Raw genomic sequence first — 25,796 nt, forward strand, 5'->3', positions numbered from 1 at the left:
ATTTTCAGGAACACCGCGGAACCGGCTTTGCCGGGCCGCAGGTGTTGCCCCCGGAAGGGGGTTGGCGAAGCGACACGAAGTGCGCGCAGCCTGGGGGAGAGCCCGTTAGGCAGCCTCTTTGTAGAAGCCTGCGTTGTTGGTGCCCAGCACCCGCCCGGCCATTGGCGCGACCGCCTTGCCGATCGCCGCGATGTGGTCCGGCGTGGTGCCGCAGCAGCCGCCCACGATGTTCACCAGCCCTTCCGACGCAAACTCGTGCAGCAGCCGCGAGGTGACGTCGGGCGTTTCGTCGAAGCCGGTGTCGCTCATCGGGTTGGGCAGGCCGGCGTTCGGGTAGCAGCTGATGAAGGTGTCGCCGGCCACGCGCGCCAGCTCCTGGATGTAGGGGCGCATCAGCGCCGCGCCCAGCGCGCAGTTCAGGCCGATGGCCAGCGGCTGCGAATGCCGCACGCTGTGCCAGAAGGCGGTGACGGTCTGGCCGCTGAGGATGCGGCCCGAGGCGTCGGTCACCGTGCCGCTGATGATGAGCGGCAGGCGCTTGCCGCTGTTGTCGAAGTACTCGTCGACCGCGAACAGCGCGGCCTTGGCGTTGAGCGTGTCGAAGATGGTCTCGACCAGGATCACGTCGGCGCCGCCCTCGACCAGCGCCTCTGTCTGCTCGTAGTAGGCCGCGCGCAGCTCCTCGAAGCTCACGTTGCGCGCACCGGGGTCGTTCACGTCGGGGCTGATGCTCGCCGTCTTGGGCGTCGGGCCGAGGGCGCCGGCCACGAAGCGCGGCTTGTCGGGCGTGCTGAACTTGTCGCACGCCGCGCGCGCCAGCTTCGCGGATTCGAGGTTCATCTCGCGCGCGAGGTGCGCCATCTTGTAGTCCTCCTGCGCGATGGTGGTCGCGCCGAAGGTGTTGGTCTCGATCAGGTCGGCGCCCGCCGCGAGGTAGCCCTCGTGGATGTCGCGGATCACGTCGGGCCGGGTGAGCGACAGCAGCTCGTTGTTGCCCTTCACGTCGCGCTCGAAGTCCTTGAAGCGCTCGCCCCGGTACTGCTCTTCCGTCAGCTTGAAGCGCTGGATCATCGTGCCCATGGCGCCGTCGAGGATGACGATGCGCTTGGCGAGGATGCCGGGCAGGGCCTGGCCGTGGGTGTAGGTGACGGGCTTCATAGGGCTCCGATTGTAGGAAGAGCCCCTGCCCCTGCCCGCCGTCAGCCCTTTGCGCGGCCTTCCACGAAGGCCAGCACCGCCTCGATCATCCGCCGCACGTGCGGCTGCACGCCCGCCGCCACCTCGGGCAGGTAGTCGAAGGGCAGCTTCTCCTGCATGTAGCTCGACTGCGTCATCTCCAGCTGCACCGCGTGCACGTTCTGCGCGGGGTTGCCGTAGTTGCGCGTGATGTAGCCCCCGGTGAAGCGGCCGTTGAGCACGCCCGTGTAGCCGGTGGCGCTTTCGGCGATGCCCAGCAGCGTCTGCGCCAGCGCCGGGTCGCAGCTGATGCCCTTGCCGGTGCCCAGGTTCAGGTCGGGCAGCTTGCCTTCGAAGAAGCGCGGCAGCACCGAGCGGATCGAGTGCGCGTCCCACAGCGCCGCCACGCCGTGCTGCGCTCGGATGCGCGCGAGTTCCTCCGCCAGCTTGGCGTGATAGGGCTGCCAGATGGCGTCGCGGCGCTGCGCGGTCTCCTCGTCGCCCGGCACGTCGGCGGCGTCGGCGTACAGCGGCGTGTCGTCGAAGGTGTCGACCGGGCACAGGCCCGTCACGCTCTGGCCGGGGTAAAGGCTGGCGCCGTCCGGCGGACGGTTCAGGTCGATCACGTAGCGCGAATGCGTCGCCACCAGCACCGAGGCGCCCAGTTCGTCGGCGAAGTCGTAGAGCCGTTCGAGGTGCCAGTCGGTGTCGGGCACATGGCGCGCCTCTTCGGTGAGGCGCGCGGCCAGCGCGGGCGGCACGTGCGTGCCGACGTGCGGCATCGAGATCAGCAGCGGGCGGGTGCCCTGGCGGAAGCGGAAAGGCGGTTCGGCGGTGGTGAAGGCCATGGTGCGGTCGATCAATCCTGGAGTAGTTGAGTGCGCGCGGCCACGAAGGCGGCGGCGGCTTCGTCGTGCAGCGCGTGGCGCCCGGCCGAGACGCGCGGGCGGCCTGCCACCCAGACGCTGTCGATGGCCGAGGTGCGGTGGCTCGCGAAGACATGGGCCGAAAGCATATCGGGCGCGCCCAGTCCCTGCAGCGCGATGTGCGAGGCATCGAGCACGACGAAGTCGGCCTGCTGCCCCGCCGCGAGCCCGCCCGTGGCGCGGCCCGAGGCCCGCGCCCCGCCCTGCACCGCCTCCAGCGTCAGCGCGCTGGCCACATGCGGCTGCGCCGCGCTGGCGCCGACGTTGCGCTGGCGCCTGGCCAGGCGCTGGCTGTATTCGAGCATCAGCAGCTCTTCCGCCGCGTTCACGCTGGCGTGGCTGTCGGAGCCCACGCCCCATGCGCCGCCATGGCTGCGCCACTTGGCGAAGTCGAAGATGCCGTCGCCCAGATTGGCCTCGGTGGTCGGGCACAGGCCCGCGACCGCGCCGCTGCGGGCCGCGTATTCGTACTCGGCGTCGTTCATGTGCGTGGCATGCACCAGGCACCAGCGCTCGTCCACCGGCGCGTGGTCGAGCAGCCATTCGACCGGGCGCAGGCCGCTCCAGGCCACGCAGTCGTCCACTTCCTTGGTCTGCTCGGCGATGTGGATGTGGATGGGCGCGGTGCGGTCGATGGCTTCGAGCCCCGCGATGGCGTCGCGCAGCCCCTCGGGCGGCACGGCGCGCAGCGAGTGCGGCGCGAGGCCCAGCCGCGCACCCTGGGCATCGCACTGGGGCTTGAGCGCTTCGAGCAGGCGCAGCATCGAGTCGGTGGAGCGGACGAAGCGGCGCTGCCCCTCGGTGGGCGGCTGTTCGCCGAAGCCGCCGGTCTGGTAGAGCACCGGCAGCAGCGTGAAGCCGATGCCCACCTTCTTCGCCGCGCGCAGCAGCGCGAGGCTCAGCGTGGCGTCGTCGGCATACGGGCGGCCGTCCACGTCGTGGTGCACGTACTGGAACTCGCACACGCCGGTGTAGCCCGCTTCGAGCATCTCGGCATAGAGCCAGGTCGCGATGGCTTCCATGTGCTGCGGACCCAGGCGCGCGGCGAAGCGGTACATCAGCGTGCGCCAGCTCCAGAAGCTGTCCTGCTGCTCGGCGCGGTGCTCGGTGAGGCCCGCGAAGGCGCGCTGGAAGGCGTGCGAATGCAGGTTGGGCATGCCGGGGATCACCGGGCCGCCGGCAGCCGCCGTATCGACGGGCCGCTGCGCGCCAGCCTGCACCTGCGTGAGCCGGCCTTCGTCGTCCCAGGCCAGCAGGACGTTGCGGGCCCAGCCCTCGGGCAGCAGCGCATCGGCTGCGAAAAGTTTTTGCGTCATTGCTTGGCTCCGATTGCGATGCGCCCCTGGCGTACGACTGCACGTACTGGCTGCTGTCCGAACCAGTAGGCGAGCTCGGCCGCTTCGCGCACGTTCCACAGCACGAAGTTGGCGGGCATGCCGGGCGCGATGGCGCCGTGCGTGTCCTGCAGGCCCAGCGCGCGCGCGGCATGCACCGTGACGCCGTCGAGCGCCTCGGGCACCGTGAGGCGGAACAGCGTGCAGGCCATGTTCACCATCAGCAGCAGGCTCAGCGCGGGCGAGGTGCCGGGGTTGTGGTCGGTGGACACCGCCATCGGCACGCCCGCGGCGCGCAGCGCGGCGATGGGCGGCAGGTGCGTGTCGCGCAGCGTGTAGTAGGCACCCGGCAGCAGCACGGCCACCGTGCCGGACTTGCGCATCGCCTCGATGCCATCGGCCGACAGGTGCTCGATGTGGTCGCACGAGAGCGCGCCGTAGCGCGCGGCCAGCGCGGCGCCGCCCATGTCCGAGAGCTGCTCGGCATGCAGCTTCACCGGCAGGCCCAGCGCCTTCGCGGCCTTGAACACCTGCTCGGTCTCGGCGAGCGAGAAGGCGATGCGCTCGCAGAACACGTCCACCGCGTCGACCAGCCCTTCGGCCGCGAGCGCGGGCAGCATCTCGTTGCACACGAGGTCGATGTACTCACCGCTGCGGCCTGCGTACTCGGGCGGCAGCGCGTGTGCGCCGAGAAAAGTGGTGCGCACCGTCACGCCGTAGGCTTCGCCCAGGCGCCGCGCCACGCGCAACTGCTTGCGCTCGTGCTCCAGCGAAAGGCCGTAGCCCGACTTGATCTCGATGGCGCACACGCCGTCGGCCAGCAGCTGTTCGAGCCGCGCGGCGGCTTGCGCGAACAGCGCGTCCTTGTCGGCCTCGCGCGTGGCGCGCACCGACGAGACGATGCCGCCGCCGGCCTTCGCCACTTCTTCATACGTGGCGCCCGCCAGGCGCATCGCGAACTCGTTGGCGCGCTGGCCGCCGTAGACGAGGTGCGTGTGGCAGTCGACCAGCCCCGGCGTGACGAGTGCACCACCGCCATCGTGCGGCGCGAGCCCCGCGAACCCGGCCGGCAGCGCGCTTCGGGCGCCGACCCAGCGGACCACGCCCCGCTCCACCACGATGGCGGCTTCCGCGCCCGCATCGGCGGCAAGGCGGATGCCGGTCCAGAGGCCGTCGGCCGAGGGAAATTCGTTGACGGGTTTCATCGTTGTTCCTGTTGTTGCGTCGGCAGCTCAGGCCGGCAGGATGCGAACCGCGAGCAGCCGCGCTTCGGCGCCTTCAGGCATCGCCTGCCAGCCGCGTGCGGCATCGGCCCATTGCAGGCCTTCGCCCTCGCCGCAGGCTTCGTCGTCCAGGCGCCACGCGCCGCGCAGCACCAGCAGCACGCCGTGCGGCGCGGCCTCGATGGCCGTGGCACGGTCCAGCACGCGAACCTCGGCGCGCCACTGGCCGTGCCGGGTCATCACGTTGAAGTCGTTCGAGGCATTGCCCAGCAGCGTGCAGTCGATGGGCTCGTCGCCGCTGAAGGCGAAGGGCTGCAGCGCAACGTCGAGCCGGTGTTCGATGCGCCCGTCGTGCGTGAAGAGCCGCACGCCGTCGCCTTCCAGCAGGGTAATGCTGCGGTCCACGCCCGCGAATACCGAGAACGGCCCCGCCGCCGCGATGGTGGCGATGCTCACGCGCCAGCCGAAGCTGTCGAGCCCCGCGCCCGGCGGCCAGCTGGCGATCTCCTGTGTGGTGCCGCCGCCGTTCTTCCACGGCGTGGCGGGCAGCGAGGCGCGCGAGAAACGACGAAGCACGCCGGTCATCGCACCATTCCGCCCTGGCGCAGGCGCTGCTCGAAGTGCCGCAGCACCAGCGTCATCGTGCCGGTGAGCACGAAGTACACGACCGCGATGGCCAGGTACACCTCCAGCGAGCGGTACGACACGCTGATGATCTTCTGCCCCTCGTGCATCACGTCGTGGATGGTCAGAAGCGACACCAGCGCCGAGTTCTTGATGAGCGCGATGAACTCGTTGCCAAGCGGCGGGATCATGCGCACCACCGCCTGCGGCAGCACGATGTGGCGCATCGCGAGGCCGGGCGTCATGCCCAGTGACTGCGCCGCCATGGTCTGGCCCTTGTCGATGGACTGGATCGCGCCGCGCACGATCTCCGACACGTACGCGCCCGAATACACGCCGAGCCCCAGCACACCGCACACGAAGGCCGGCAGCAGGATGCCGAAGTGCGGCAGGCCGAAGAACAGGATGAACAGCTGCACCAGCAGCGGCGTGCCGCGAATGGCCGCCACGTAGGCCGTGCAGATGCCGTAGAGCCAGCGCCGCTTCGGGTTCAGCCGGCCGATGCCGACCAAGAGGCCCAGCACGCAGCCCAGCGCCAACGCGCAGGCGGTGATCTCCACCGTAACGAGCGCGCCGCGCAGCAGGTCGGGCCAGCCCTGCCAGACGGGCGAGAAATCGAGATCCATGGCGGGCTTACTTGGCGGCCGTGCTGAACCACTTCTTCACGATCTGGTCGTAGGTGCCGTCCGCCTTGAGCTTCTCGATGGCGCCGTTCACCGCCTTGGTCAGCTCGGGCGTGTCCTTGCGAATGGCCATGCCGTATTCCTCGGTGGTGATCTGCTCGGGCAGCACCTTCAGGCCGCCGCGCGTGCGCACGTACTGGTAGGCGGCGGGCTTGCCGGTCACGGCGGCGTCGGCGCGGCCGATGTCTACGAGGTTGAACATCTCCTGGTTCTTCTCGACTTCCATCAGCTGCACCTGCGGGAATTTCTCCTTCGTGTAGCTCACCGACTTGGTGCCCACCTGCACGCTGACCTTCTTGCCGTTGATGTCGGCCGGCGTCTTGATGGCGGTGTTGCCGTCCTTCACCATCACCACGAGGCCGCCCGCGTAGTACGGCACGGTGAAGTCGACGACCTTCTTGCGCTCGTCGGTGATGTAGATGCCCGAGACGGCCATGTCGAAGCGCTTGGAGATCAGGCCCGGCACGAGGCCCTTGAAGTCGATGTCGATCCATTCGATCTTGCGGCCCAGCGTCTTGCCGATGGCCTCGACCAGTTCCACGTCGAAGCCGGTGCGCTTGCCGTTCTCCACGAACTCCATCGGCGGGAAGGTGGCGTCGGTGGCCACGCGCAGCGGCTCGCCCTGGGCGTGCGCGGCACCCGCGAAACCGAGGATGGCAAGGCCGCAGAGTGCGGCGGCGACGAGAGAGCGGCGGGTGTTCATGGCAGGAGCTTTCGTGGTGAGGATGAAGGAGGAAGAAAAGGAGAGACGCGGCTACTGCAGCGCTCGCGAGATGCGCGCCGCCGTGACGACGGTCATGTGCAGCAATGCAGCTTCCATGCCCTCGACGCGCGTGAGCGGCGCCATCAGCGTGATCGCGCCGCGCAGGCGGCGGCCCGGGGCCAGCACCGGCGCGCTCGCGCCCCAGACGCCGGCATCGACCTCGCCGTGGGTGACGGCATGGCCGGCCTCGCGAATGGCGTCGAGCTCGGCCGCGCGCTCGGCGCGGCGCTCGGGGCTTTCGCCGAGGCCGTCGAGCAGGGCGTCGCGCTGGTCGACCGGCATGTGGGCCAGCAGGCACTTGGCGCTGGCGCCGTCGCGCGCGGGCACGCTGCGGCCGCGGTCGAAGGAGCAGCGCAGCGACTGCTCGCTGTCGATCATCTCCAGACACACGACGCGCTCGTTCACCGCCGTGACCAGCGCCACGCTCTCGTGCGACTGCTGCGCCAGCGCGCGCATGTCGGCGCGTGCCGCGATCACGAGGTCGGAGTTGCCGTCGAAGCCGGTGGCCAGCTGCACGCTCACCGGGCCCGGCGAATAGCGGCCGTCGGACTCCATCACGAAGCCCCAGCGGCGCAGCGTGGCGATCTGCCGGTACAGCGTGCTCTGCGACAGGCCGGTGGCCCGCACCAGCTCGGCGGCCGTCATCGCCGCCTTGCTCTGCGCCAGCACCGACAGCACGAAGAGCGCGCGGTCGTTGGCGGGGGCGTCGGTCGGGGTCGTCATGCGGTCGATCGGATGAATGGAACCGGCGTGCAGTATCTTGCCCACCGTTCCCACTTCCAAGCCTTCATTCCCAGGGAGTGGGAATGGGGCTGCTTTTTCTTCTACCTTCGGCTTAAGGTTCCGCCATTCTTCATGGCGGCACCCGCCATCACTTCACCATCGGCAGCTTCAGGCCCTGCTTCTTCGCGGTGGCCACGGCGATGTCGTAGCCCGCGTCGGCATGGCGCATCACGCCGGTGGCCGGATCGTTGAAGAGCACGCGCTCGATGCGCTTGGCCGCGGCATCGGTGCCGTCGCACACGATCACCACGCCCGAATGCTGCGAGTAGCCCATGCCCACGCCACCGCCGTGATGCAGGCTGACCCAGGTGGCGCCACCTGCCGTGTTGAGCAGCGCGTTCAGCAGCGGCCAATCGGACACGGCATCGGTGCCGTCCTTCATGGCTTCGGTCTCACGGTTGGGGCTGGCGACCGAGCCGGTGTCCAGGTGGTCGCGGCCGATGACGATGGGCGCTTTCAGCTCGCCGTTCTTCACCATCTCGTTGAAGGCCAGGCCCGCGATGTGGCGTTCGCCCAGGCCCAGCCAGCAGATGCGCGCCGGCAGGCCCTGGAAGGCGATGCGCTCGCGCGCCATGTCGAGCCAGCGGTGCGTGTGCTTGTTCTCGGGGAACAGCTCCTTGATCTTGGCGTCGGTCTTGTAGATGTCTTCCGGGTCGCCCGAGAGCGCCACCCAGCGGAACGGGCCCTTGCCCTCACAGAACAGCGGGCGGATGTAGGCCGGCACGAAGCCCGGGAAGTCGAAGGCGTTCTTCACGCCTTCGTCGAACGCGACCTGGCGGATGTTGTTGCCGTAGTCGACCGTGGGGATGCCCATGGCCTGGAAGTCGAGCATGGCCTGCACGTGCACGGCGCAAGACCTGGCGGCGGCCTTCTTCAGCGCGTCGTGCTGCGAGGCGTCCTTCATGGCGGCCTGCCATTGCGGCACGCTCCAGCCCGAAGGCAGGTAGCCGTTGATGAGGTCGTGCGCGGAGGTCTGGTCGGTCACGAGGTCGGGCTTCAGGCCGCCGGCCTTTGCTCGCTTCACCAGCTCGGGCAGGATGTCGGCCGCGTTGCCCAGCAGCGCGATCGACACGGCTTCCTTCGCGTCGCAGTGCTGCTTGATCAGCTCGAAGGCATGGTCGATGTCGCGCGCCTGCTTGTCGACGTAGCGCGTGCGCAGGCGGAAGTCGATGCTCGACTGCTGGCATTCGATGTTGAGCGACACGGCGCCGGCCAGCGTGGCCGCGAGAGGCTGCGCGCCGCCCATGCCGCCCAGGCCGGCCGTGAGGATCCACTTGCCCGCGAGGCTGTTGTCGTAGTGCTGGCGGCCGGCTTCGACGAAGGTCTCGAAGGTGCCCTGCACGATGCCCTGGCTGCCGATGTAGATCCAGCTGCCGGCCGTCATCTGGCCGTACATGAAAAGGCCCTGGCGGTCGAGCTCGTTGAAGTGCTCCCAGTTGGCCCACTTCGGCACCAGGTTCGAATTGGCCAGCAGCACGCGCGGCGCGTTCTCGTGCGTCTTGAACACGCCGACGGGCTTGCCCGACTGGATGAGCAGCGTCTCGTCGTCGTTCAGCTCTTTCAGCGACGCGAGGATCTGGTCGTAGCAGGCCCAGTTGCGCGCGGCGCGGCCGATGCCGCCGTACACCACGAGGTCCTGCGGGCGCTCGGCCACCTCGGCGTCGAGGTTGTTCTGCAGCATGCGGAAGGGGGCCTCGGTGAGCCAGCTCTTGCAGTTGAGCTCGCTGCCGCGCGGGGCGCGGATCACGCGGGTGGGGTCATGGCGCGGGTCGGTGGCGGTGTTCAGGGCAAATTTGTCGGGAGCGTTCATGGCGTGGTTCTCCTAATCGGGGTGTGTTTTACGAGTGACTGGGCAGGATGTCGAGCAGCGCGGCCGGCAGTTCGGCCTTCAGCGCCCACTGGCGCATGGCTTCGATGTCGGGGGCGAGGTAGCGGTCGCGTTCGAGGAAGGCGACCTTCTGGCGGATGGCGGCGAATTCGGCTTCGACCAGCGGCGAGCTCTTGAGCTTGCGCTTGAGTTCGATGCCTTGCGCGGCGGCCATGGCTTCGATGCCGACGACCACGGCCGTGTTGTTGACCATGTCAGCCAGGCGGCGGCCCGCGAAGGTGGCCATCGAGACGTGGTCTTCCTGGTTGGCCGAGGTGGGCAGGCTGTCGACGCTGGCGGGGTGCGCGAGCGACTTGTTCTCCGAGGCGAGCGCCGCGGCCGTGACCTGCGCGATCATGAAACCGGAGTTCAGGCCGCCGTCGCGCACGAGGAAGGGCGGCAGGCCCGACAGGCCGCTGTCGAGCAGCAGCGCGAGGCGGCGCTCGGAGATCGCGCCGACTTCGCTGACGGCCAGCGCCACGATGTCGGCCGCGAAGGCGACGGGCTCGGCGTGGAAGTTGCCGCCCGAGATGACCTCGCCCGTGTCCGTGAAGACCAGCGGGTTGTCCGACGCGGCATTGGCCTCGATGACCAGCACGCGCGCGGCGTGCGCGAGGTTGTCGAGGCAGGCGCCCATCACCTGCGGGATGCAGCGCACCGAATACGGGTCCTGCACGCGGCCGCAGTCGGCGTGCGAAGGAACGATTTCGCTGCCTTCGAGCAGCGTGCGCACCGCGCCCGCCACAGCGATCTGGCCGGGCTGGCCGCGCGCGGCGTGGATGCGCGCGTCGAAGGGCTTGATCGAGCCCTGGATGGCTTCGAGCGACAGCGCGCCCGACATCAGCGCGGCGGCGAACACGTCCTCCGCGCCGAACAGGCCGGCCAGCGCCAGCGCGGTCGACACCTGGGTGCCGTTGAGCAGCGCCAGGCCTTCCTTGGGGCCGAGCACGAAGGGCTCGAGGCCGATGCTCTTCATGGCTTGCGCGCCGCTGACCACGGTGCCGTCGGCCAGCGTCGCCTGGCCTTCGCCAATCAGCACGCAGGCCATGTGTGCGAGCGGCGCGAGATCGCCGGACGCGCCGACCGAGCCCTTGCACGGGATGCTCGGCGTGACGCCCGCGTTGAACAGGGCCAGCAGCGCATCGACCAGCGCGGGCCGCACGCCCGAGTGGCCACGCGCCAGGCTCACCGCCTTGGTCGCAAGCACCATGCGCACCACCGGCGCGGCCAGCGGCTCGCCCGTGCCCACGCTGTGCGAGAGCACCAGGTTGCGCTGCAGTTCGGCCAGGTGGTCGTTGCCGATGCGCGTGCTGGCGAGCTTGCCGAAGCCGGTGTTGATGCCGTAGACGACCTGGTCGTTCTCGACGATGTGGCGCACGGCGGCCTCGGCGCGCTGCATGCCTTCGCGCACCGACGCATCGAGCGCGAGCTTCACGCCGCCGGCCTGGATGCGGCGCAGCGTCGCGAGATCGACCTCGCCGGGCACGAGGGTCAGGGTGGCATCTGGATGGGCGGTGTTTTTGCTTGGCATGTGAGCCTGTCTATACAAGTAGTTGCGAGTGAAAGCGGAGGTCTCTGAGGACGAAAAAATCAGCCGAAGCTGGGGTTGCCGTCGGCTTTGAAGCGGCTACCGAGGCTGTAGCGCGAACCTGGGTGCAGGCAGCGCACCCACGTCACGGGAACATTGCGCGACCAGGTGCGGCGCGTGAGCAGGAGGCAGGGGTCGGTGGGCGTCATCGCCAGGCGCTCGGCCTGCTCGGCGTTGGGCAGCACGGCGTCGACCACATGCTCGATCTGGTCGAAGGGCACGTTGCGCACCAGGTATTCGCTGGGCGGCATCGCGGTGAAGTCCTGCTCCAGGTAGTCGGGCACCACCTGCGGATTGACGAAGCGCTCCTCCAGCTGCACCGGCGTGCCGTTCTCCAGGTGCAGGCACACGCTGTGGAACACCGAGTCGCCCGCGCGCTTGTCGAGCCAGGCGGCCACGTCGGGCGAGGCGGCGAGGCGCTCGACCGCGATCATCTCGCAGCGGTAGTCGTGGCCGCGCTGGCGGATCTCGCTGGCGATGTTGGCGATCTGAAGCAGCGTGGACTGCGGCTTGTTCTCGGCCACGAAGCTGCCGACGCCGGCCACGCGCACGATGCGGCCCTGCTCCACCAGCTCGCGCAGCGCGCGGTTCACCGTCATGCGCGCCATGCCGAACTGCGCGACCAGCTCGTGCTCCGACGGCAGGCGGTGGCCGGGCGGCCACGTCCCGTCCTGGATCTTGCGGGAGATGTGATCCATGACTTGCGCGTAGAGCGCGAGGGTCGGCAGGTCGCGTTTCATCGTGTCTTGTCAGTGCTCCGCCGCGGCCATCGATTCGGCGCGGATTTCTTCAGTCAGGCGCGCCTTGATTTCCATGAACTCCGGCGAGGTCTTGATGGTGTAGCTGCGCGGATGCGGGAAGTCGACCGCGATCTCGGTCTTGATGCGCCCCGGCCGCGCGCTGAACACCGCCACGCGGTTGGCCATGAAGATCGCCTCGTCGATGTCGTGTGTGACGAACAGCACCGTCTTCTGCGCCGACTCCCAGATGCCCAGCAGCAGCTCCTGCATGAGCACGCGGGTCTGGTTGTCGAGGGCGCCGAAGGGCTCGTCGAGCAGCAGCATCTTGGGGTCGTTGGCCAGCGCGCGCGCGATGGCCGTGCGCTGCTGCATGCCGCCGGAGAGCTGCTTCGGGAAGTGGTTCTCGAAGCCGCGCAGGCCGACCTTGGCGATGAAGAACTCGCTGCGCTCCTTCTGGTCGGCCTCGCTCATGCCGCGCTCGCGCAGGCCGAAGCGGATGTTCTGCGCCACCGTGAGCCACGGGAAGAGCGTGTAGCTCTGGAACACCACGCCGCGGTCGGCGCCCGGGCCGTCGATGCGCTCGCCGTCGAGCAGCACCTGGCCGCTGGTCGGGAAGTCGAGCCCCGCCACGATGCGCAGCAGCGTCGACTTGCCGCAGCCCGAGGGGCCGAGGATGGTGACGAAGTCGTTCTCCTTCACCTCGAAGTCGATCGGCTGCAGCGCCTGCGTGCGCTGGCCCTTGGTGCCGGTGAAGACGCGCGAGACGCCCTGGATGGAAAGTTGGTTCTGCGACATCACAGTGCTGCCCATGCAAACAAGCGGCGGTTGATTGCCTTGAAGGCGAAGTCGGACAAAAGGCCGATGACGCCGATCACGATGATCCCGAAGATGATCTGGCCGGTGTTCAGCAGCGCCTGGCTGTCGGTGATCATGTGGCCGATGCCCGAGGAGGAGCCGATGAGCTCCGCCACGATCACGTAGGTCCATGCCCAGCCGAGCACGAGGCGCAGCGTCTCGGCGATGCCCGGCGCGGCGCCCGGAATGAGCACGCGCGCCACGATGCCGCGGCTGTTGGCGCCCAGCGTGTAGGCGGCCTCCACGAGGTCGCGCCGCGCGCCGCCCACGGTGACGGCCACCATCAGCACGATCTGGAAGAAGGAGCCGATGAAGATCACCAGCAGCTTCTGCATCTCGCCCAGGCCTGCCCACAGGATGAGCAGCGGAATGAAGGCCGAGGCCGGCAGGTAGCGGCAGAAGGAGACGAAGGGCTCGAAGAAGGCCTCCACGGCCTTCCAGGTGCCCATGGCGATGCCCAGCGGCACCGCGAACACGGCCGCCAGCAGGAAGCCGCCGAACACGCGCCACACGGTCATGCCGATGTCGCCGATGAAGCCGTACTCGGTGAAGAGCAGCCAACCTTCCTTGACCATGGTCGGCGGGCTCGCGAGGAAGGTCGGCGGCACGAAGCCGCCGAGCGTGGCGATGGCCCACACGAGCACGAAGACGACGAAGAACCCGAGCCCCAGCAGCACGCGGGCGCGCGTGCCGATGGGTTCGAGCGGCGCGAGCGCGCGGCGGCGCGCGGGCGCGACGACGGGCGTTGCGGCCCTGGCGGCGGCCGGCTGAGGCGCGGGCGCCGCCACCGTTGCGGCGGAAGGCATCTGGGACATGCTCTTACTTCACGAAGCTTGCATCGAAGGTGACCGAGAAGTCCTCGGGCGCCTTGCGGATCACGCCGGCTTCCAGAAGGATGGGCGTGGCCTCCTTCATGAAGCTGGTGAGCTCGCCCGCGAAGAACTTCTGGTTGGCGGCCTTGTCCTGCCAGCGCAGGAAGGCCGACGACTTGGCGAACTGCTCGCCGCTCTGTTTCACGGCGGAGCCCATGAGCTCGTTGGACTTCTCGGGCTCGGCCTTGATCATGTCCAGCGCGTCGAAGTACGACTTGGTGAGCGCGGCGGCAGCCTTGGCGTTGGCCTTGAGCCAGGTGGGCGCGCAGCCGACGGTGTCCATCACCATCGGGTAGTCGAGCGTGGTGGCCAGGATCTTGCCGGCGGCGGGGTTGGCGCGCACGGTCGACAGATACGGCTCGTAGGTCATGGCGGCGTCGTTCTGGCCGGCCACGAAGGCCTGGGCCGAGGCCTGCGGCGACAGCGTGGTGGTCTTCACGTCCTTCAGCGACATGCCGTTCTTGCTGAGCATCCAGGCCAGGCCGAAGTAGGGCGCGGTGCCGGGCGCGTCCACGCCGATGGTCTTGCCCTTGAGGTCGGAGAACTTGCTCACGTCGCCGCGCACCGCGAGGCCGTCGGCGCCGTAGGACTTGTCCATCTGGAAGATCTGCACGATGGGCACGCCGTTGGCGTTCCAGGCCACGTGCGTCTCGACCGTGGTGGCCGCGCACTGGATCGCGCCGGAGGCCAGCGCGAGGTGGCGGTCCTTCTGCGGGATCATCTTGAGTTCGACGTCGAGCCCGTTCTTCTTGAAGATGCCGGCCTTGTCGGCCAGCGAGAGCGGCGCGAAGCCGGTCCAGCCGGACATGCCGAGCGAAATCTTCGTCACTTCCTGGGCGGCGGCCGTTCCGGCCATGCCCGCTGCACACGCACCTGCTGCAAGCAGCGAAGCGACTTTCACAACTACCGTCTTGACCATGGGTACTCCTGGGTCTGTTCTTTGAAGGAAAAAGGCTCGGCGCGGCGCCCGATGGCCGGGTCACGCACGCCTCGCATTGTTGCCAGGCGCCCCAACTTGTATATACAGGATAACCCGAAAGGTCATTTCTGGTGCATTTGCTTGGGAAATGCACCTTTTTGCTGTCTAGACAGGAAGGACGCAGGACGGCGGCAACCGTTGCAAAGCTCGTGCCACAGTCATATCCGGGCCGGTGGGGGACAATCGACGCCCGCCCCCTCCTGCCCCTTCCGACCTCCCCGCCCGCTGCCCGTGTCCTCCCTCGCACCCCAACCCATCGACGTCTCCGGCAGCAGCGCCCCCTCCGACATCCTCCACGAGGTCTTCGGCTACGCGCAGTTCCGGGGGGCCCAGCAGGACATCGTTGATCACGTGGTGGGCGGCGGCGACGCGCTGGTGCTGATGCCCACGGGCGGCGGCAAGTCGCTGTGCTACCAGATCCCGGCCATCGCCCGGCAGCGCGCGGACAAGGGCGTGGCGATCGTGGTGTCGCCGCTCATCGCGCTGATGCACGACCAGGTGGGCGCGCTGCACGAGGCCGGCGTGAGCGCGGCCTTCCTCAACTCCACGCTCGACTGGGAAGAGACGCAGGACGTGGAGCGCCGCATGCTGCGCGGCGAGATCACGCTGCTGTACGCGGCGCCCGAGCGGGTGAACACGCCGCGCTTCCTGTCGCAGCTCGATTCGCTGAAGGAGCGCGGCAAGCTCTCGCTCTTCGCCATCGACGAGGCGCACTGCGTGAGCCAGTGGGGCCACGACTTCCGCCCCGAGTACCGCGCGCTCACCGTGCTGCACGAGCGCTACGCTGGCGTGCCGCGCATCGCGCTCACAGCCACGGCCGACGCGCTCACGCGGGCCGACATCGTCGAGCGGCTGCAGCTGGAAGACGCGCGCCAGTTCGTCTCCAGCTTCGACCGGCCGAACATCCGCTACACCATCGTCGAGAAAAAAGACGCCACCACGCAGCTGCTGCGCTTCATCGAGCGCGAGCACGAGGGCGACGCGGGCGTGGTCTATTGCCAGTCGCGCAAGCGGGTGGAAGACGTGGCGGTGTCGCTGCGCGACGCGGGCATCAACGCCCTGCCCTACCACGCGGGCCTCGATGCGGCGGTGCGCCAGAAGCACCAGGACCGCTTCCTGCGCGAGGAAGGCATCGTGATGGTGGCCACCATCGCCTTCGGCATGGGCATCGACAAGCCCGACGTGCGCTTCGTCGGCCACCTCGACATGCCGAAGAACATCGAGGGCTACTACCAGGAAACCGGCCGCGCCGGCCGCGACGGCGGCCCCGCCGACGCCTGGATGGCCTACGGCCTGCAGGACGTGGTGAACCAGCGCCGCATGATCGACGAGAGCCCCGCCGGCGAGGAGTTCAAACAGGTGATGCGCGGCAAGCTCGACGCCCTGCTCTCGCTGGCCGAAGCCAGCGACTGCCGGCGCGTGCGCCTGCTGGGCTACTTCGGCGAGAAGAGCACGCCCTGCGGAAATTGCGACAACTGCCTGAACCCGCCGCAGGTGTGGGACGGCACCGATGCCGCGCGCAAGCTGCTGAGCACCATCTACCGCGTTCAGCAGTTGAGCGGCATCAGCTTCGGCGCCGGGCACATCATGGACATCCTGCGCGGCAAGCCGACCGAGAAGGTCAAGCAGTTCGGGCACGAGCGCATCAGCACCTTCGGCATCGGCGCGGAGTTCAGCGAAGTGGCGCTGCGCGGCGTGCTGCGCCAGTTGATCGCCACCGGCGCGCTGGCGGTGGATGCCGAGGCCTTCAACACGCTGAAGCTCACCGAGGGCTCGCGCTCGGTGCTCAGGGGTGAGACCAGCGTGACGCTGCGCGAGTCGGTGTCGTCGCCCGCCGAGCGCAAACCCCGGCGCGAGAAGACCGCCAAGGGCGCGCCGCCGCCTGCCGCCGCCAAGCTCGACGAGACGGGCCGCAAGCGCTTCGACGCGCTCAAGGCCTGGCGCGCCGAAGTCGCGAAGGAGCACAACCTGCCGGCCTACGTGATCTTCCACGACGCCACGCTGGCGGCCATCGCCGAGCGCGCGCCCGCCTCGCTGGAGGACCTGCAGGGCATCAGCGGCATCGGCACCAAGAAGCTCGAGGCCTACGGCAGCGAGGTGCTGCGCGTCTGCGAGAACTTCTGATGCCCAGCCGGCAGCTGCCGCCGCTCAGTTCGACGTCAGAGGCAACACAACGGGCACAGGCCGCGTGAGCAGGTCGACGTAGAGCTCGAAGAAGCGCGCGTTGTCGAACTTCTTCACCACCGTCATCTTCTGCAGCGTCGGCCCCGAGGGCTGCGAGGAATAGCCGATGGAGCGACCGTTGTCCGCCGCGCCCGGCTTGGCGATCACGTCGACATAGCGGTCCACCGTCTGCGTGGCGTAGCTCGGGTCGATCAGGTAGGCGAGCGTGAGCGTGTCCCAGATGTTCTGCGTGTAGTTCGGATTGGTCTCGAAGCCGTTCTTGCCGTCGAAGCCGTAGCCGTTGAGCTTCTGGAACACGTCGGTCACGGCCGTGGGCTTGGCCGGGTGCGCGATGCGGTCGTAGATGGGCTTGGTGAGGAACACGGTGTCGGTCACGTCCAGCGGCACCACCACCTGCGGGATGGGCAGCCGCACCACGAATTGCGCGGCATCGGGGTCGAACCACCAGTTGAACTCGGCGGCCTTGGTGGTGTTGCCCGGCACGTCGATGGCGCCGCCCATGTAGATGATCTTCTTGATGAGCGGCACGATCTCGGGGTTCTGCTTCACCGCGAGCGCGATGTTGGTGAGCGGGCCGATGGCCAGGATGGTGATCTCGTTGGGGTTGGCCTTCACGGTGTCGACGATGAAGTCGACCGCGGCCTTGCGCTGCAGCACCGTGTGCTTGGCAAAGCCGTCGGGCGAGGGCTTGAGGTCGGCATCGGTCTTGGGCTCGGGGCCGCCCCAGGCGCCGAGGTAGCCGTCGCCACCGGCACCGGCGGCCATCTCGGCCTCGACGTCGGCGAAGGTGTGGTTCAGCGCGTAGTTCGCACCCGAGTAGATGCCGATACGGTCGCCCACGCCCAGGCGCTCTACCGACATCAGCGCGTCGGCCACGCCCTGCTTCAGCCACTGGTTGCCCGAGACCACGCTGATGCCCATCACCCGCACCTTGCCCTCGGCCTGCAGCTGCGCGGCCATCACGCCGAGCTGGCCGTCGTCGCTCATGGTGTTGTAGTCGCTGTCGATGATGATCTTCTGGGGGCCCGCGCCGCCGCCTCCCGATCCACCGCCGCCACCGCCCCAGCCCGGACCGAGGCCGATGCCCCCGCCCCCGTTGCCGCCGCCTCCGCAGCCCGCCAATACCGTGATGACGGCGATGAACATCGCCCCGATCCATTTGCGCATCTGCATCTCTCTCTCCTGGTACTAGGAATTTGGTTTTCAGGCTCCGGCAAATCGGTCTGCTCTGAAATACAAACGTTTGCGCAAAGCTTTGCGCAAACGTTTTCTCACTCTAAGACGCGAGCGGCGGGGGTGGCAAGCGCCGCGGGCTAGGGGTTTTCCGCGAGCCCGGAGGAGGGCTCGGGCAGGCTCTCAGGCAGCCTTCAGGCCGGATCGGGCAGGCCGATCAGCCGGTTTTCGCGCAGCGGCGAACGCCCCGGGAGGTAGGGCTGTTCCGCTTCAGGCTCGGTGCTCCTCTCCAGGCCCTCGATGGCGGGCTTGGTGGAGACCGGGCAGGAGCCCGAGCTGCGCAGCGCGAGCGCGGCGGCGAGCCGCGCCTCGGCCTTGTCGCCCAGCTGGTGGTTGAAGTCGTCGGCCACGGTGCAGCCGGCGTTGGGCGCGAAGCCGTCGCTGTAGTCGCCCTCGCCCCGCTGGTTCGCGCCCTTGAACTGGATCGCGAAGTAGGTGGTGCCGCAGTTGTCCTGCGGATAGAAGCCATAGGGCTTGCCGCAGGTGGTGCCGCCCACGAGGTTGACGGTGACGCCCACGCCGCGCAGGCTGTTGATGACCGACTCGCTCGCCGAGCAGGTGTCCGGGCCGGTGAGCACCGTCACGCGCGACAGGCCCAACGTCGGCAGCGGCTGGCCGCTTCTGCTGGTACCGACAAAGGGCGTGAGCGTCTGTGCGGCCGTGAGGCGGAACGGGTTCTTGTCGTTGAAGACCAGCTGCTCGAAGGTCTTGCCGGCGGTCACCGACGGCGACGAGATCATGTAGGCCAGCCGGCTCGCGATGAGCAGCTGGCCGCCGCCGTTGTAGCGCATGTCGAGCACCAGGTCCTGGATGCCGGCGCCCTGCTTGAAGGTGTTGACCGCACTGATGAGCTGCGCCTCCGACGTGGTGATGTGGTCGTTGAACAGCAGGTAGCCCACGCGGCCGCTGCCGGTGTCGATGACCTGCACGTTCTGCACCGGCGTGCTGGTGATCTTCGCCGCCGTCAGCTGCACCGGCGACTGCGCGACGCCGTTCACTTCGAAGGTGAAAGTGTGCGATTCGCCGATGGCCTTGGGCGACAGGGCGGCATTGATCGCGTTGACGTTGGCGGTGCCCGTGCTGCTGACGACGTTGATGCCGTCGATGTTGAGGATCTTCGCGCCGCGCTGCAGGTTCGCATTGGTGGCGGGCGAGCCCGGCTCGACGAAGGCGATGCGGATGTCGCGCGGCGGCGAGCTGCGTATCGCGGCCGTCTCCATGCCGTAGCCGGCCGAGACGCCGCCCTGCGTGAGCTGTCGGTACACCTCGGTGTCGTAGGTGAAGTGGAAGCGGTCCTTGGCACGGCCCGAGGGCGTGGTGGCCGTTGTCTTCAGCACGTTGAACCAGGTGATGGGCGTTGCGTAGTCGGCGGCCTTGAGGGTGGTCGGCACCTCGCCGTACCAGAGATAGGTTTCGTCGATCCAGCCGCGCACCCAGCTCTTCTCGTTGTCGAGCGTGCCGCTGCGGTCGGGGTAGGCGCCGCCGGTGTCGGGGTTGATGCCGCTGCGCGGCGATGCGCACAGGCCGGCGACGGTGGCCGAGGCGACGATGCCGTCACCGCCGCCACTGGAGGCCGGCGGCGGCGTCGTGGTGCCGGGGATCAGGCCGATCGGCAGGCCTGCGCCGCCGCCCCCTCCACCACCACCCCCGCAGCCCGCGAGAAGAACCGCCACGGCGAGCACGGCGCCTGCGGCAGCCCATGCACCAGGACGCGGCAGCCGCCGCGCATCGTCGACCTTGCGAGAGCCCACCATGCCTTCCTCCTCGTGTCCGTGTCCGCGATGGCGGACGGATGTTTTTCGTTCTGCGAGACGGCGGTCGAAGCCGCAATTCGCCTTCGTTTGCCGTTGTTCGCCGTTATTTGCCGCTGCTACTGCACGAAGCCCATGCCGCGCGATTCGCGCACTTCAGGCTTGATGCGGTGCTCGGCTTCGAGCTGGTCCAGGAACTCGCTCGCGGAGAACTCCGTGGCGAGGATATCGGTCTGCCGTTTCACCGCCGCGAAATCCCCTGGGCACAACTGGGCCAGCGCCGCCAGCCGGGAGCGCATGGACGCCGTCATGAGCGCGGCGTCGCCCGCGAGCGCCTCGGTGACGAACATGCGCTCGCGCTGCGCCGCGGTGAGCGGCATGAACTTGATCTTGAAGGTGAAGCGCCGCAGCGCCGCCTGGTCGAGCCGGTCGAGCAGGTTGGTGGTGCAGACGAAGACGCCGTTGAAGCGCTCCATGCCCTGCAGCATTTCGTTGACCTCGGTGACCTCGTAGGTGCGCTGCGCGCCGCGCCGGTCCTGCAGGAAGCTGTCGGCCTCGTCGAGCAGCAGCACGGCTTTCTCTGCCTCGGCCTCGCGGAACATGGCGGCCATGTTCTGCTCGGTCTCGCCGACGTACTTGCTCATGAGGTCGCTGGCCTGCTTGACGATGAGCGGGCGTCCGATCGAACGGGCGATGTGCTCGGCCAGCGCCGTCTTGCCGGTGCCGGGCGCGCCGTAGAAGCAGAGCGTGCCGTGGCCGCGCGCCTTCAGCGCCTCGACGATGCGCGGGATCTCGAAGCGGGTCTCGACATTGAGCATGTCGAGGTCGTAGGTAGTGACGCTGCGGCGTTCGCCACGCGAAGCATCGGCGGTGCCGAGGGCGAGGTCGGCGTTGCGCAGCTGGCGTTCGATGAGCGCTTCCATCGAGGCGCCTTCGGCGCCGGCCAGTCCGGCGAAGCGCACCGCCGTGCGGATCTGCGCGGGCGTGAGGCCCTTGCGCCCGGCCAGCTTGGCGGTGAAGGCCTCGGACACGACCACGCCGTCGAGCGTCTTCTTCACGAGCTGCTCGCGCGCGCCGGGCGGCGGCGACTTGAGTTCGAGGTGATAGGCGAAGCGACGGCGGAAAGCCGGGTCGATCTGCTCGATGCGGTTGGTGACCCATAGCGTGGGCACCGGGTTGGCCTCGAGGATCTGGTTGACCCAGGCCTTGCCGCTCACGCTGCCGCTGGTGGACGCAGGAATCTGCTCGGCGCGCGCCATGAACTGCGCGGCCTCGGTGCTGATGGGCGGGAACACGTCCTCGACCTCGTCGAACAGCAGCGCGGCCTGCGCGCTGCCCTTGAGAAACACCTGCGCGATCTGCAGCGATCGGTAGCGGTCGCGGCCGCTGAGCGAATTGCCGTCGCGGTCCGCGTACTCGACCTCGAAGAGCTCGAGCCCGGCGGCCTGCGCCACGACCTTCGCGAGCTCGGTCTTGCCGGTGCCTGGCGGGCCGTAGAGCAGCACGTTGACGCCCGGCTCCTTGCGCGCAACAGCGGCACGCAGCAGCGTGACGAGCATTTGCGCGTCTTCCTGCACGAAGGAGAAGTCCTGCGGCGTGAGCGCGCTCTTGGCCGAGGGACGCGTGAACACGGCCATCAGCTCGTTGTGGTCGCGGTACTCGCGCATGAGCACCGGCGGCAGCTTCTCGCTGACCTTCATCAGATCGGCGAGGTCGGTGATGTTGTGCTCCGAGATGAGGTTCTCGACGAGCCCGATGCGCTCGAGCCGCGAGCCCGCGCGCAGCGCCTCGCCCACGTCGCTTGCGTTCACGCCTGCGATGTCGGCGATGGCGGCATAAGCCTCGGGTGCGTTGTTGACCTTGAACTCGACCAGCAGCGAGCGCAGGTCGCGCTGGTAGCGCGCGAGCGTGCCGTACAACAGCAGCGCGCGCTCGGCCTTGTTGAGCTGCAGCAGGCCCGCAAGAGCGTCGATGTTCTTCTCTACGAGCGTCGATTGCTTGCGCAGCGCGTGCGTGAGCCAGTCGCGCGTGACGGCGAGCACCGAGAGCAGGTCCTTCGGCTGGTCCTTGGCGTATTCGTCGAGATAGAAGAAGAGCGTGCCTTCCTCATACGGACCGCGCCACACACCGTGGCGCTCCAGCAGCGTGCGGCCGTCGAAGTCTTCGACGCCCTTCCAGGCCTCGTTGCCGGCGCAGCGCCGGCCGAGAAATTCACGCAGCCGCTGCAGCACCGCGGCGGGCCACACGAGATGGCGGCCGGTCAGCGAGAGCAATCCGTTGATGTCGCGCCGCACGTTGAAGCGCGGCCCCTGCTTGGCAGCCAGCGTGAGCACGAAGTGCGAGCACATGAGCTCGAGCACCGGTGCTTCCTTGAGTCCGGGCGACGGCAATGCCTGCCCGCGTACCGCAGCAGCCACTACATCGACACCCGCACGCTTGGCCATCAGGCAACCTCCAACGAGGACAATTTCGGACAGACCATAACGCAGACTTTTGGCTTCGGGAAGACCGTGAAACGGGAAAAACCCTGATGGGTGCGATTCCAGCCACAATGCGCGCCATGGTCGGAATCCAGGAAATCGAACGCGCCGCGGCGCGGCTCCAGGGGCAGGTGCTCAACACGCCGTGCGTGGAATCACGCACCCTTTCGGAAATCGTCGGCGCACAGGTGTTCCTGAAATTCGAGAACCTGCAGTTCACATCCTCGTTCAAGGAGCGGGGGGCATGCAACAAGCTGGTGGATCTTTCGGAGAACGGTACACGCGGAGTGATCGCCATGTCTGCCGGCAACCATGCGCAGGGTGTGGCCTATCACGCGCAGCGCCTCGGGCTGCGGGCGCTGATCGTGATGCCGCGCTTCACGCCCGGCGTGAAGATCGAACGCACGCGCGGCTTCGGCGCCGAGGTGGTGCTGCACGGCGACACGCTGGAAGCGGCGCGCACCCATGCCTTCGAGCTTGCGCAGCGCGAAGGGCTGACCTTCGTGCACCCTTACGACGACGAGGCGATCATCGCCGGCCAGGGCACCGTGGCGCTGGAGATGCTCGACGCCGTGCCGGATCTCGACGCGCTGGTGGTCTCGGTGGGCGGCGGCGGGCTGATCGCGGGCATGGCGGTCGCGGCGCGCGAGCGCAAGCCGGACATCGAGATCGTCGGCGTGCAGACCACGCGCTTTCCGGCGATGGTCAACGCAGTAAAGGGCACGCACCATGCACAGGGCACGAGCACGATCGCCGAGGGCATCGCGGTCGGCACGCCCGGCGTGCTGACGCAGCAGATCATCGCGAGCAAGGTCGATGACCTGCTTCTGGTGGACGAAGGCGACATCGAGCAAGGCGTGCTGATGCTGCTCGAGATCGAGAAAACCCTGGTCGAAGGTGCGGGCGCCGCCGGACTGGCGGCGCTGATCCGGCATCCGGAGCGCTTCAGGGGCAAGCGCGTGGGGCTGGTGCTTTCGGGCGGCAACATCGATCCGCTTCTGCTGGCCGCCATCATCGAGCGCGGCATGGTGCGGGCGGGCCGGCTGGCGCGCATCAGGGTGAGCGCGCGCGACGTGCCGGGCTCGCTGGCCCATATTACGGCCACTGTGGCCGAAGCGGGCGCTAACGTCGACGAGGTTCATCATCAGCGCGCCTTCACTATGCTGGCGGCACAGAACGTCGATGTCGAGCTGGTCCTGCAGACCCGCGGGCGGGCGCACCTGGCGAGCGTGCTGGCCGCGCTGAAGGACGCCGGCTTCGAGGCCGAAGAGCAGCATTGAGCTGCAAGATCAAGCCCGGAAGGCCCCGTTCGGGGGCTCGCATCCCCCTAGAGCGCCTCCGGACGGCCCGCCGGTAAAATGCCAGCAGTTTGTCAATTGCGTATTCGAGGAATTTCCCGATGTCCAATCCCACCCCCGTCGAGCCGAGCCACAGCGCGGCCGTCGAACAAGACGCCGTCGAGTCGGTCGTTCACCTCATGCCTCTGGTGCTTCCGCTGGCCGGCGGCGTGCTGATGCTGCTGCTGGCATCCATCGCCGTCTACATGGCCTGAAGCTGACAGGCGTTAGCGCATTTGTCCGCGGGCGGTGTGGCCCGCGCTGACGCAATCTCCCGAAGCGAAACGTTTTCTCAAACGGACCTCCGTGCCTGAGCCGGCATGGCGTCCCGTTCGGAAAGACGATTTTTCAACTTAGGAGATTTTCCGATGAACGCACCCACGATGAAGGGCCTCACCATTCAGGCGCCCTCATACGTCAAGAACGCGAAGCTGATTGCCTGGGTGGCCGACATGGCCGCGCTGTGCAAACCCGAAGCCATCCATTGGTGCGACGGGAGCAAGGAAGAGTACGACCGCCTCTGCCAGCAGCTGGTCGACGCAGGTACTTTCAAGAAGCTCAACCCCGTCAAGCGCCCCAACTCCTTCCTCGCGGTGTCCGACCCGGGCGACGTCGCGCGCGTCGAAGACCGCACTTACATCTGCTCCGAGCAGAAGGAAAACGCCGGCCCCACCAACAACTGGATGGCCCCGGCCGAAATGCGCGCGACCCTGCAGCCGCTGTTCGACGGCTGCATGAAGGGCCGCACGATGTACGTCGTGCCGTTCAGCATGGGCCCGCTGGGTTCGCCGATCGCGCACATCGGCATCGAGCTGTCCGACTCGCCGTACGTGGCGGTCAACATGCGCATCATGACCCGCATGGGCAAGGCCGTTTACGAGGTGCTGGGCACCGACGGCGAGTTCGTGCCCTGCGTGCATACCGTGGGCGCGCCGCTCGAGCCTGGTCAGAAGGACGTCGTCTGGCCGTGCAACAAGACCAAGTACATCGTTCACTACCCCGAGACGCGCGAGATCTGGAGTTATGGCTCGGGCTACGGCGGCAACGCGCTGCTGGGCAAGAAGTGCTTCGCGCTGCGTATCGCCTCCAACATGGGCCGCGACGAAGGCTGGCTGGCCGAACACATGCTCATCCTGGGCGTGACGAGCCCTGAAGGCAAGAAGTACCACGTGGCAGCCGCTTTCCCTAGCGCCTGCGGCAAGACCAATTTCTCGATGCTGGTGCCGCCGGCAGGCTTCGAAGGCTGGAAGGTCACGACCATCGGCGACGACATCGCCTGGATCAAGCCTGGCAAGGACGGCCGCCTGTACGCGATCAATCCCGAAGCCGGTTACTTCGGCGTCGCGCCTGGCACCAATATGCTGACCAATCCGAACTGCATGGACAGCCTGCACCACGACGTGATCTTCACGAACGTGGCGCTGACCGACGACGGCGACGTGTGGTGGGAAGGCATGGAGCAGGACACCAAGACGCTGCCCGAGCACCTGACCGACTGGCAGGGCAAGGACTGGACGCCGCAGATCGCGAAGGAAACCGGAGCGAAGGCTGCGCATCCGAATTCGCGTTTCACGGTGGCTGCGACGAACAACCCGGCACTCGACGATGCCTGGGACGATCCGAAGGGTGTGGCGATCGACGCGTTCATCTTCGGCGGTCGCCGTTCGACCACCGTGCCGCTGGTGACCGAGGCCCGTAATTGGGTCGAGGGCGTCTACATGGCCGCGACCATGGGCTCGGAGACCACTGCAGCTGCGGCTGGCCAGCAAGGCGTGGTACGCCGCGACCCGTTTGCGATGCTGCCGTTCATGGGCTACAACATGAGCGACTACTTCCAGCATTGGCTCAATCTCGGCAAGAAGCTGGAAGCTGCCGGGGCCACGCTGCCGAAGATCTACACGACCAACTGGTTCCGCAAGGGTGCCGATGGCAAGTTCGTCTGGCCGGGCTATGGCGAGAATATGCGCGTGCTGAAGTGGATGATCGATCGTGTCGAAGGCAACAAGACCGAAGGCGTGGATCACATCACTGGCGTGAGCCCCCGGTATGAGGATCTGAACTGGACTGGCTTGAATTTCAGTGCCGAGCAGTTCGCTACGGTGACGAGCATCGACAAGGCTGCATGGGAGGCCGAATTGAAGCTGCATGCGGAGCTGTTCAAGCAGCTTGAGCATCACCTGCCGAAGGAGCTGCCGGAGACGAAGGCTGCGATTGAGCAGCGTCTGGCTGCCTGATAGCAGGCTGCTTCAAAAGCAAAAGCCCGATGGGATTTCCATCGGGCTTTTTTATTTCTGCGGACTCCTCGATCAAGTGGCACGAACTATCAAATCGAGTGATTTGGGGCCATTGCCGGTCATGGCGAGAGTAGTTCAGTTCTCGCAACCGCCACCTGACCGTC

The 25,796-nt window shown here is 67.9% G+C and carries 22 protein-coding genes; 5 read left to right on the forward strand and 17 right to left on the reverse strand.

Going from position 1 to position 25,796, the window contains the following annotated elements; all coding sequences use genetic code 11:
* Positions 1-105: 105 nt before the first annotated feature.
* The 14 genes from AC1VNX_RS33680 to AC1VNX_RS33745 form a co-directional block, all read right to left on the reverse strand.
* Positions 106-1,158: a homocysteine S-methyltransferase family protein gene (locus AC1VNX_RS33680; RefSeq protein WP_483161830.1), complete on the reverse strand. Its 1,053-nt coding sequence runs from the start codon at positions 1,156-1,158 to the stop codon at positions 106-108.
* A gap of 41 nt (positions 1,159-1,199) precedes the next feature.
* Positions 1,200-2,024, reverse strand: coding sequence for an N-formylglutamate deformylase (gene hutG / locus AC1VNX_RS33685; protein WP_301506533.1), 825 nt, complete (start codon positions 2,022-2,024; stop codon positions 1,200-1,202).
* Between the two features lie 11 nt (positions 2,025-2,035).
* Positions 2,036-3,418 (reverse strand): formimidoylglutamate deiminase, encoded by a 1,383-nt coding sequence (locus tag AC1VNX_RS33690; protein ID WP_483161831.1) that lies wholly within the window; start codon positions 3,416-3,418, stop codon positions 2,036-2,038.
* Positions 3,415-4,641 (reverse strand): imidazolonepropionase, encoded by a 1,227-nt coding sequence (gene hutI, locus AC1VNX_RS33695; RefSeq protein ID WP_483161832.1) that lies wholly within the window; start codon positions 4,639-4,641, stop codon positions 3,415-3,417. Before hutI ends, AC1VNX_RS33690 begins: the two co-directional genes overlap by 4 nt.
* A gap of 27 nt (positions 4,642-4,668) precedes the next feature.
* Positions 4,669-5,244 (reverse strand): HutD/Ves family protein, encoded by a 576-nt coding sequence (locus AC1VNX_RS33700; protein WP_483161833.1) that lies wholly within the window; start codon positions 5,242-5,244, stop codon positions 4,669-4,671.
* A complete protein-coding gene (locus AC1VNX_RS33705; RefSeq protein WP_295984844.1) occupies positions 5,241-5,909 on the reverse strand; it encodes an amino acid ABC transporter permease in 669 nt (222 codons plus the stop codon). Before AC1VNX_RS33705 ends, AC1VNX_RS33700 begins: the two co-directional genes overlap by 4 nt.
* A 7-nt stretch (positions 5,910-5,916) precedes the next feature.
* Positions 5,917-6,669: a transporter substrate-binding domain-containing protein gene (locus AC1VNX_RS33710; protein ID WP_483161834.1), complete on the reverse strand. Its 753-nt coding sequence runs from the start codon at positions 6,667-6,669 to the stop codon at positions 5,917-5,919.
* A gap of 51 nt (positions 6,670-6,720) precedes the next feature.
* Positions 6,721-7,452: an IclR family transcriptional regulator gene (locus AC1VNX_RS33715; RefSeq protein ID WP_483161835.1), complete on the reverse strand. Its 732-nt coding sequence runs from the start codon at positions 7,450-7,452 to the stop codon at positions 6,721-6,723.
* Between the two features lie 148 nt (positions 7,453-7,600).
* Positions 7,601-9,322 carry a urocanate hydratase gene (hutU, locus tag AC1VNX_RS33720; RefSeq protein ID WP_483161836.1) on the reverse strand — a complete coding sequence of 574 codons (1,722 nt, stop codon included), beginning with the start codon at positions 9,320-9,322 and terminating at the stop codon, positions 7,601-7,603.
* Positions 9,323-9,350: 28 nt separating this feature from the next.
* Complete coding sequence (gene hutH, locus AC1VNX_RS33725; RefSeq protein WP_483161837.1) at positions 9,351-10,910, reverse strand: histidine ammonia-lyase; 1,560 nt, start codon at positions 10,908-10,910, stop codon at positions 9,351-9,353.
* A 59-nt stretch (positions 10,911-10,969) separates the two neighbouring features.
* A complete protein-coding gene (gene hutC / locus AC1VNX_RS33730; RefSeq protein WP_301510972.1) occupies positions 10,970-11,707 on the reverse strand; it encodes a histidine utilization repressor in 738 nt (245 codons plus the stop codon).
* 9 nt (positions 11,708-11,716) lie between these two features.
* Positions 11,717-12,517 carry an ABC transporter ATP-binding protein gene (locus tag AC1VNX_RS33735; protein ID WP_301510971.1) on the reverse strand — a complete coding sequence of 267 codons (801 nt, stop codon included), beginning with the start codon at positions 12,515-12,517 and terminating at the stop codon, positions 11,717-11,719.
* On the reverse strand, positions 12,502-13,377 hold the full coding sequence (locus AC1VNX_RS33740; RefSeq protein WP_483161838.1) for an ABC transporter permease: 876 nt from the start codon (positions 13,375-13,377) through the stop codon (positions 12,502-12,504). Before AC1VNX_RS33740 ends, AC1VNX_RS33735 begins: the two co-directional genes overlap by 16 nt.
* A 4-nt stretch (positions 13,378-13,381) precedes the next feature.
* Positions 13,382-14,353, reverse strand: coding sequence for an ABC transporter substrate-binding protein (locus AC1VNX_RS33745; RefSeq protein WP_483161839.1), 972 nt, complete (start codon positions 14,351-14,353; stop codon positions 13,382-13,384).
* 291 nt (positions 14,354-14,644) lie between these two features.
* Between AC1VNX_RS33745 and recQ the strand changes: the two genes are divergently transcribed.
* Entirely contained in the window at positions 14,645-16,537 is a 1,893-nt protein-coding gene (recQ, locus tag AC1VNX_RS33750) for a DNA helicase RecQ (RefSeq protein ID WP_483161840.1), read from the forward strand.
* Between the two features lie 24 nt (positions 16,538-16,561).
* Here recQ and AC1VNX_RS33755 read toward each other — a convergent pair whose 3' ends face one another.
* The 3 genes from AC1VNX_RS33755 to AC1VNX_RS33765 form a co-directional block, all read right to left on the reverse strand.
* The gene (locus AC1VNX_RS33755) at positions 16,562-17,770 is read right to left on the reverse strand and encodes a nucleoside hydrolase (RefSeq protein WP_483161841.1); all 1,209 of its coding nucleotides are present in this window, start codon (positions 17,768-17,770) and stop codon (positions 16,562-16,564) included.
* 194 nt (positions 17,771-17,964) lie between these two features.
* On the reverse strand, positions 17,965-19,584 hold the full coding sequence (locus AC1VNX_RS33760) for a S41 family peptidase (RefSeq protein WP_483161842.1): 1,620 nt from the start codon (positions 19,582-19,584) through the stop codon (positions 17,965-17,967).
* Positions 19,585-19,700: 116 nt separating this feature from the next.
* Positions 19,701-22,025 carry an ATP-binding protein gene (locus AC1VNX_RS33765; protein ID WP_483161843.1) on the reverse strand — a complete coding sequence of 775 codons (2,325 nt, stop codon included), beginning with the start codon at positions 22,023-22,025 and terminating at the stop codon, positions 19,701-19,703.
* A gap of 116 nt (positions 22,026-22,141) precedes the next feature.
* On the opposite strand from AC1VNX_RS33765, the gene AC1VNX_RS33770 reads away from it, so the two are divergent.
* The 4 genes from AC1VNX_RS33770 to AC1VNX_RS33785 all read left to right on the forward strand — a co-directional run.
* Positions 22,142-23,341 (forward strand): threonine ammonia-lyase, encoded by a 1,200-nt coding sequence (locus AC1VNX_RS33770; protein ID WP_483161844.1) that lies wholly within the window; start codon positions 22,142-22,144, stop codon positions 23,339-23,341.
* Positions 23,342-23,460: 119 nt separating this feature from the next.
* On the forward strand, positions 23,461-23,613 hold the full coding sequence (locus AC1VNX_RS33775) for a hypothetical protein (protein ID WP_483161845.1): 153 nt from the start codon (positions 23,461-23,463) through the stop codon (positions 23,611-23,613).
* 153 nt (positions 23,614-23,766) lie between these two features.
* Positions 23,767-25,632 (forward strand): phosphoenolpyruvate carboxykinase (GTP), encoded by a 1,866-nt coding sequence (locus AC1VNX_RS33780; RefSeq protein WP_483161846.1) that lies wholly within the window; start codon positions 23,767-23,769, stop codon positions 25,630-25,632.
* Positions 25,610-25,796, forward strand: a 187-nt coding sequence (locus AC1VNX_RS33785) for a hypothetical protein (RefSeq protein ID WP_483161847.1), incomplete at its 3' end; no start/stop codon positions are given. The genes AC1VNX_RS33780 and AC1VNX_RS33785, both read left to right, overlap by 23 nt.

Source organism: Variovorax sp. TLI9-5A, assembly GCF_056867935.1.

Coding starts and splice junctions, on each gene's coding strand:
- AC1VNX_RS33680 (WP_483161830.1), bottom strand. CDS start 1,158: ATGAAGCCCGTCACCTACACCCACGGCCAGGCCCTGCCCGGCATCCTC.
- hutG (WP_301506533.1), bottom strand. CDS start 2,024: ATGGCCTTCACCACCGCCGAACCGCCTTTCCGCTTCCGCCAGGGCACC.
- AC1VNX_RS33690 (WP_483161831.1), bottom strand. CDS start 3,418: ATGACGCAAAAACTTTTCGCAGCCGATGCGCTGCTGCCCGAGGGCTGG.
- hutI (WP_483161832.1), bottom strand. CDS start 4,641: ATGAAACCCGTCAACGAATTTCCCTCGGCCGACGGCCTCTGGACCGGC.
- AC1VNX_RS33700 (WP_483161833.1), bottom strand. CDS start 5,244: ATGACCGGCGTGCTTCGTCGTTTCTCGCGCGCCTCGCTGCCCGCCACG.
- AC1VNX_RS33705 (WP_295984844.1), bottom strand. CDS start 5,909: ATGGATCTCGATTTCTCGCCCGTCTGGCAGGGCTGGCCCGACCTGCTG.
- AC1VNX_RS33710 (WP_483161834.1), bottom strand. CDS start 6,669: ATGAACACCCGCCGCTCTCTCGTCGCCGCCGCACTCTGCGGCCTTGCC.
- AC1VNX_RS33715 (WP_483161835.1), bottom strand. CDS start 7,452: ATGACGACCCCGACCGACGCCCCCGCCAACGACCGCGCGCTCTTCGTG.
- hutU (WP_483161836.1), bottom strand. CDS start 9,322: ATGAACGCTCCCGACAAATTTGCCCTGAACACCGCCACCGACCCGCGC.
- hutH (WP_483161837.1), bottom strand. CDS start 10,910: ATGCCAAGCAAAAACACCGCCCATCCAGATGCCACCCTGACCCTCGTG.
- hutC (WP_301510972.1), bottom strand. CDS start 11,707: ATGAAACGCGACCTGCCGACCCTCGCGCTCTACGCGCAAGTCATGGAT.
- AC1VNX_RS33735 (WP_301510971.1), bottom strand. CDS start 12,517: ATGGGCAGCACTGTGATGTCGCAGAACCAACTTTCCATCCAGGGCGTC.
- AC1VNX_RS33740 (WP_483161838.1), bottom strand. CDS start 13,377: ATGTCCCAGATGCCTTCCGCCGCAACGGTGGCGGCGCCCGCGCCTCAG.
- AC1VNX_RS33745 (WP_483161839.1), bottom strand. CDS start 14,353: ATGGTCAAGACGGTAGTTGTGAAAGTCGCTTCGCTGCTTGCAGCAGGT.
- AC1VNX_RS33755 (WP_483161841.1), bottom strand. CDS start 17,770: ATGCAGATGCGCAAATGGATCGGGGCGATGTTCATCGCCGTCATCACG.
- AC1VNX_RS33760 (WP_483161842.1), bottom strand. CDS start 19,584: ATGGTGGGCTCTCGCAAGGTCGACGATGCGCGGCGGCTGCCGCGTCCT.
- AC1VNX_RS33765 (WP_483161843.1), bottom strand. CDS start 22,025: ATGGCCAAGCGTGCGGGTGTCGATGTAGTGGCTGCTGCGGTACGCGGG.
- AC1VNX_RS33770 (WP_483161844.1), top strand. CDS start 22,142: ATGGTCGGAATCCAGGAAATCGAACGCGCCGCGGCGCGGCTCCAGGGG.
- AC1VNX_RS33775 (WP_483161845.1), top strand. CDS start 23,461: ATGTCCAATCCCACCCCCGTCGAGCCGAGCCACAGCGCGGCCGTCGAA.
- AC1VNX_RS33780 (WP_483161846.1), top strand. CDS start 23,767: ATGAACGCACCCACGATGAAGGGCCTCACCATTCAGGCGCCCTCATAC.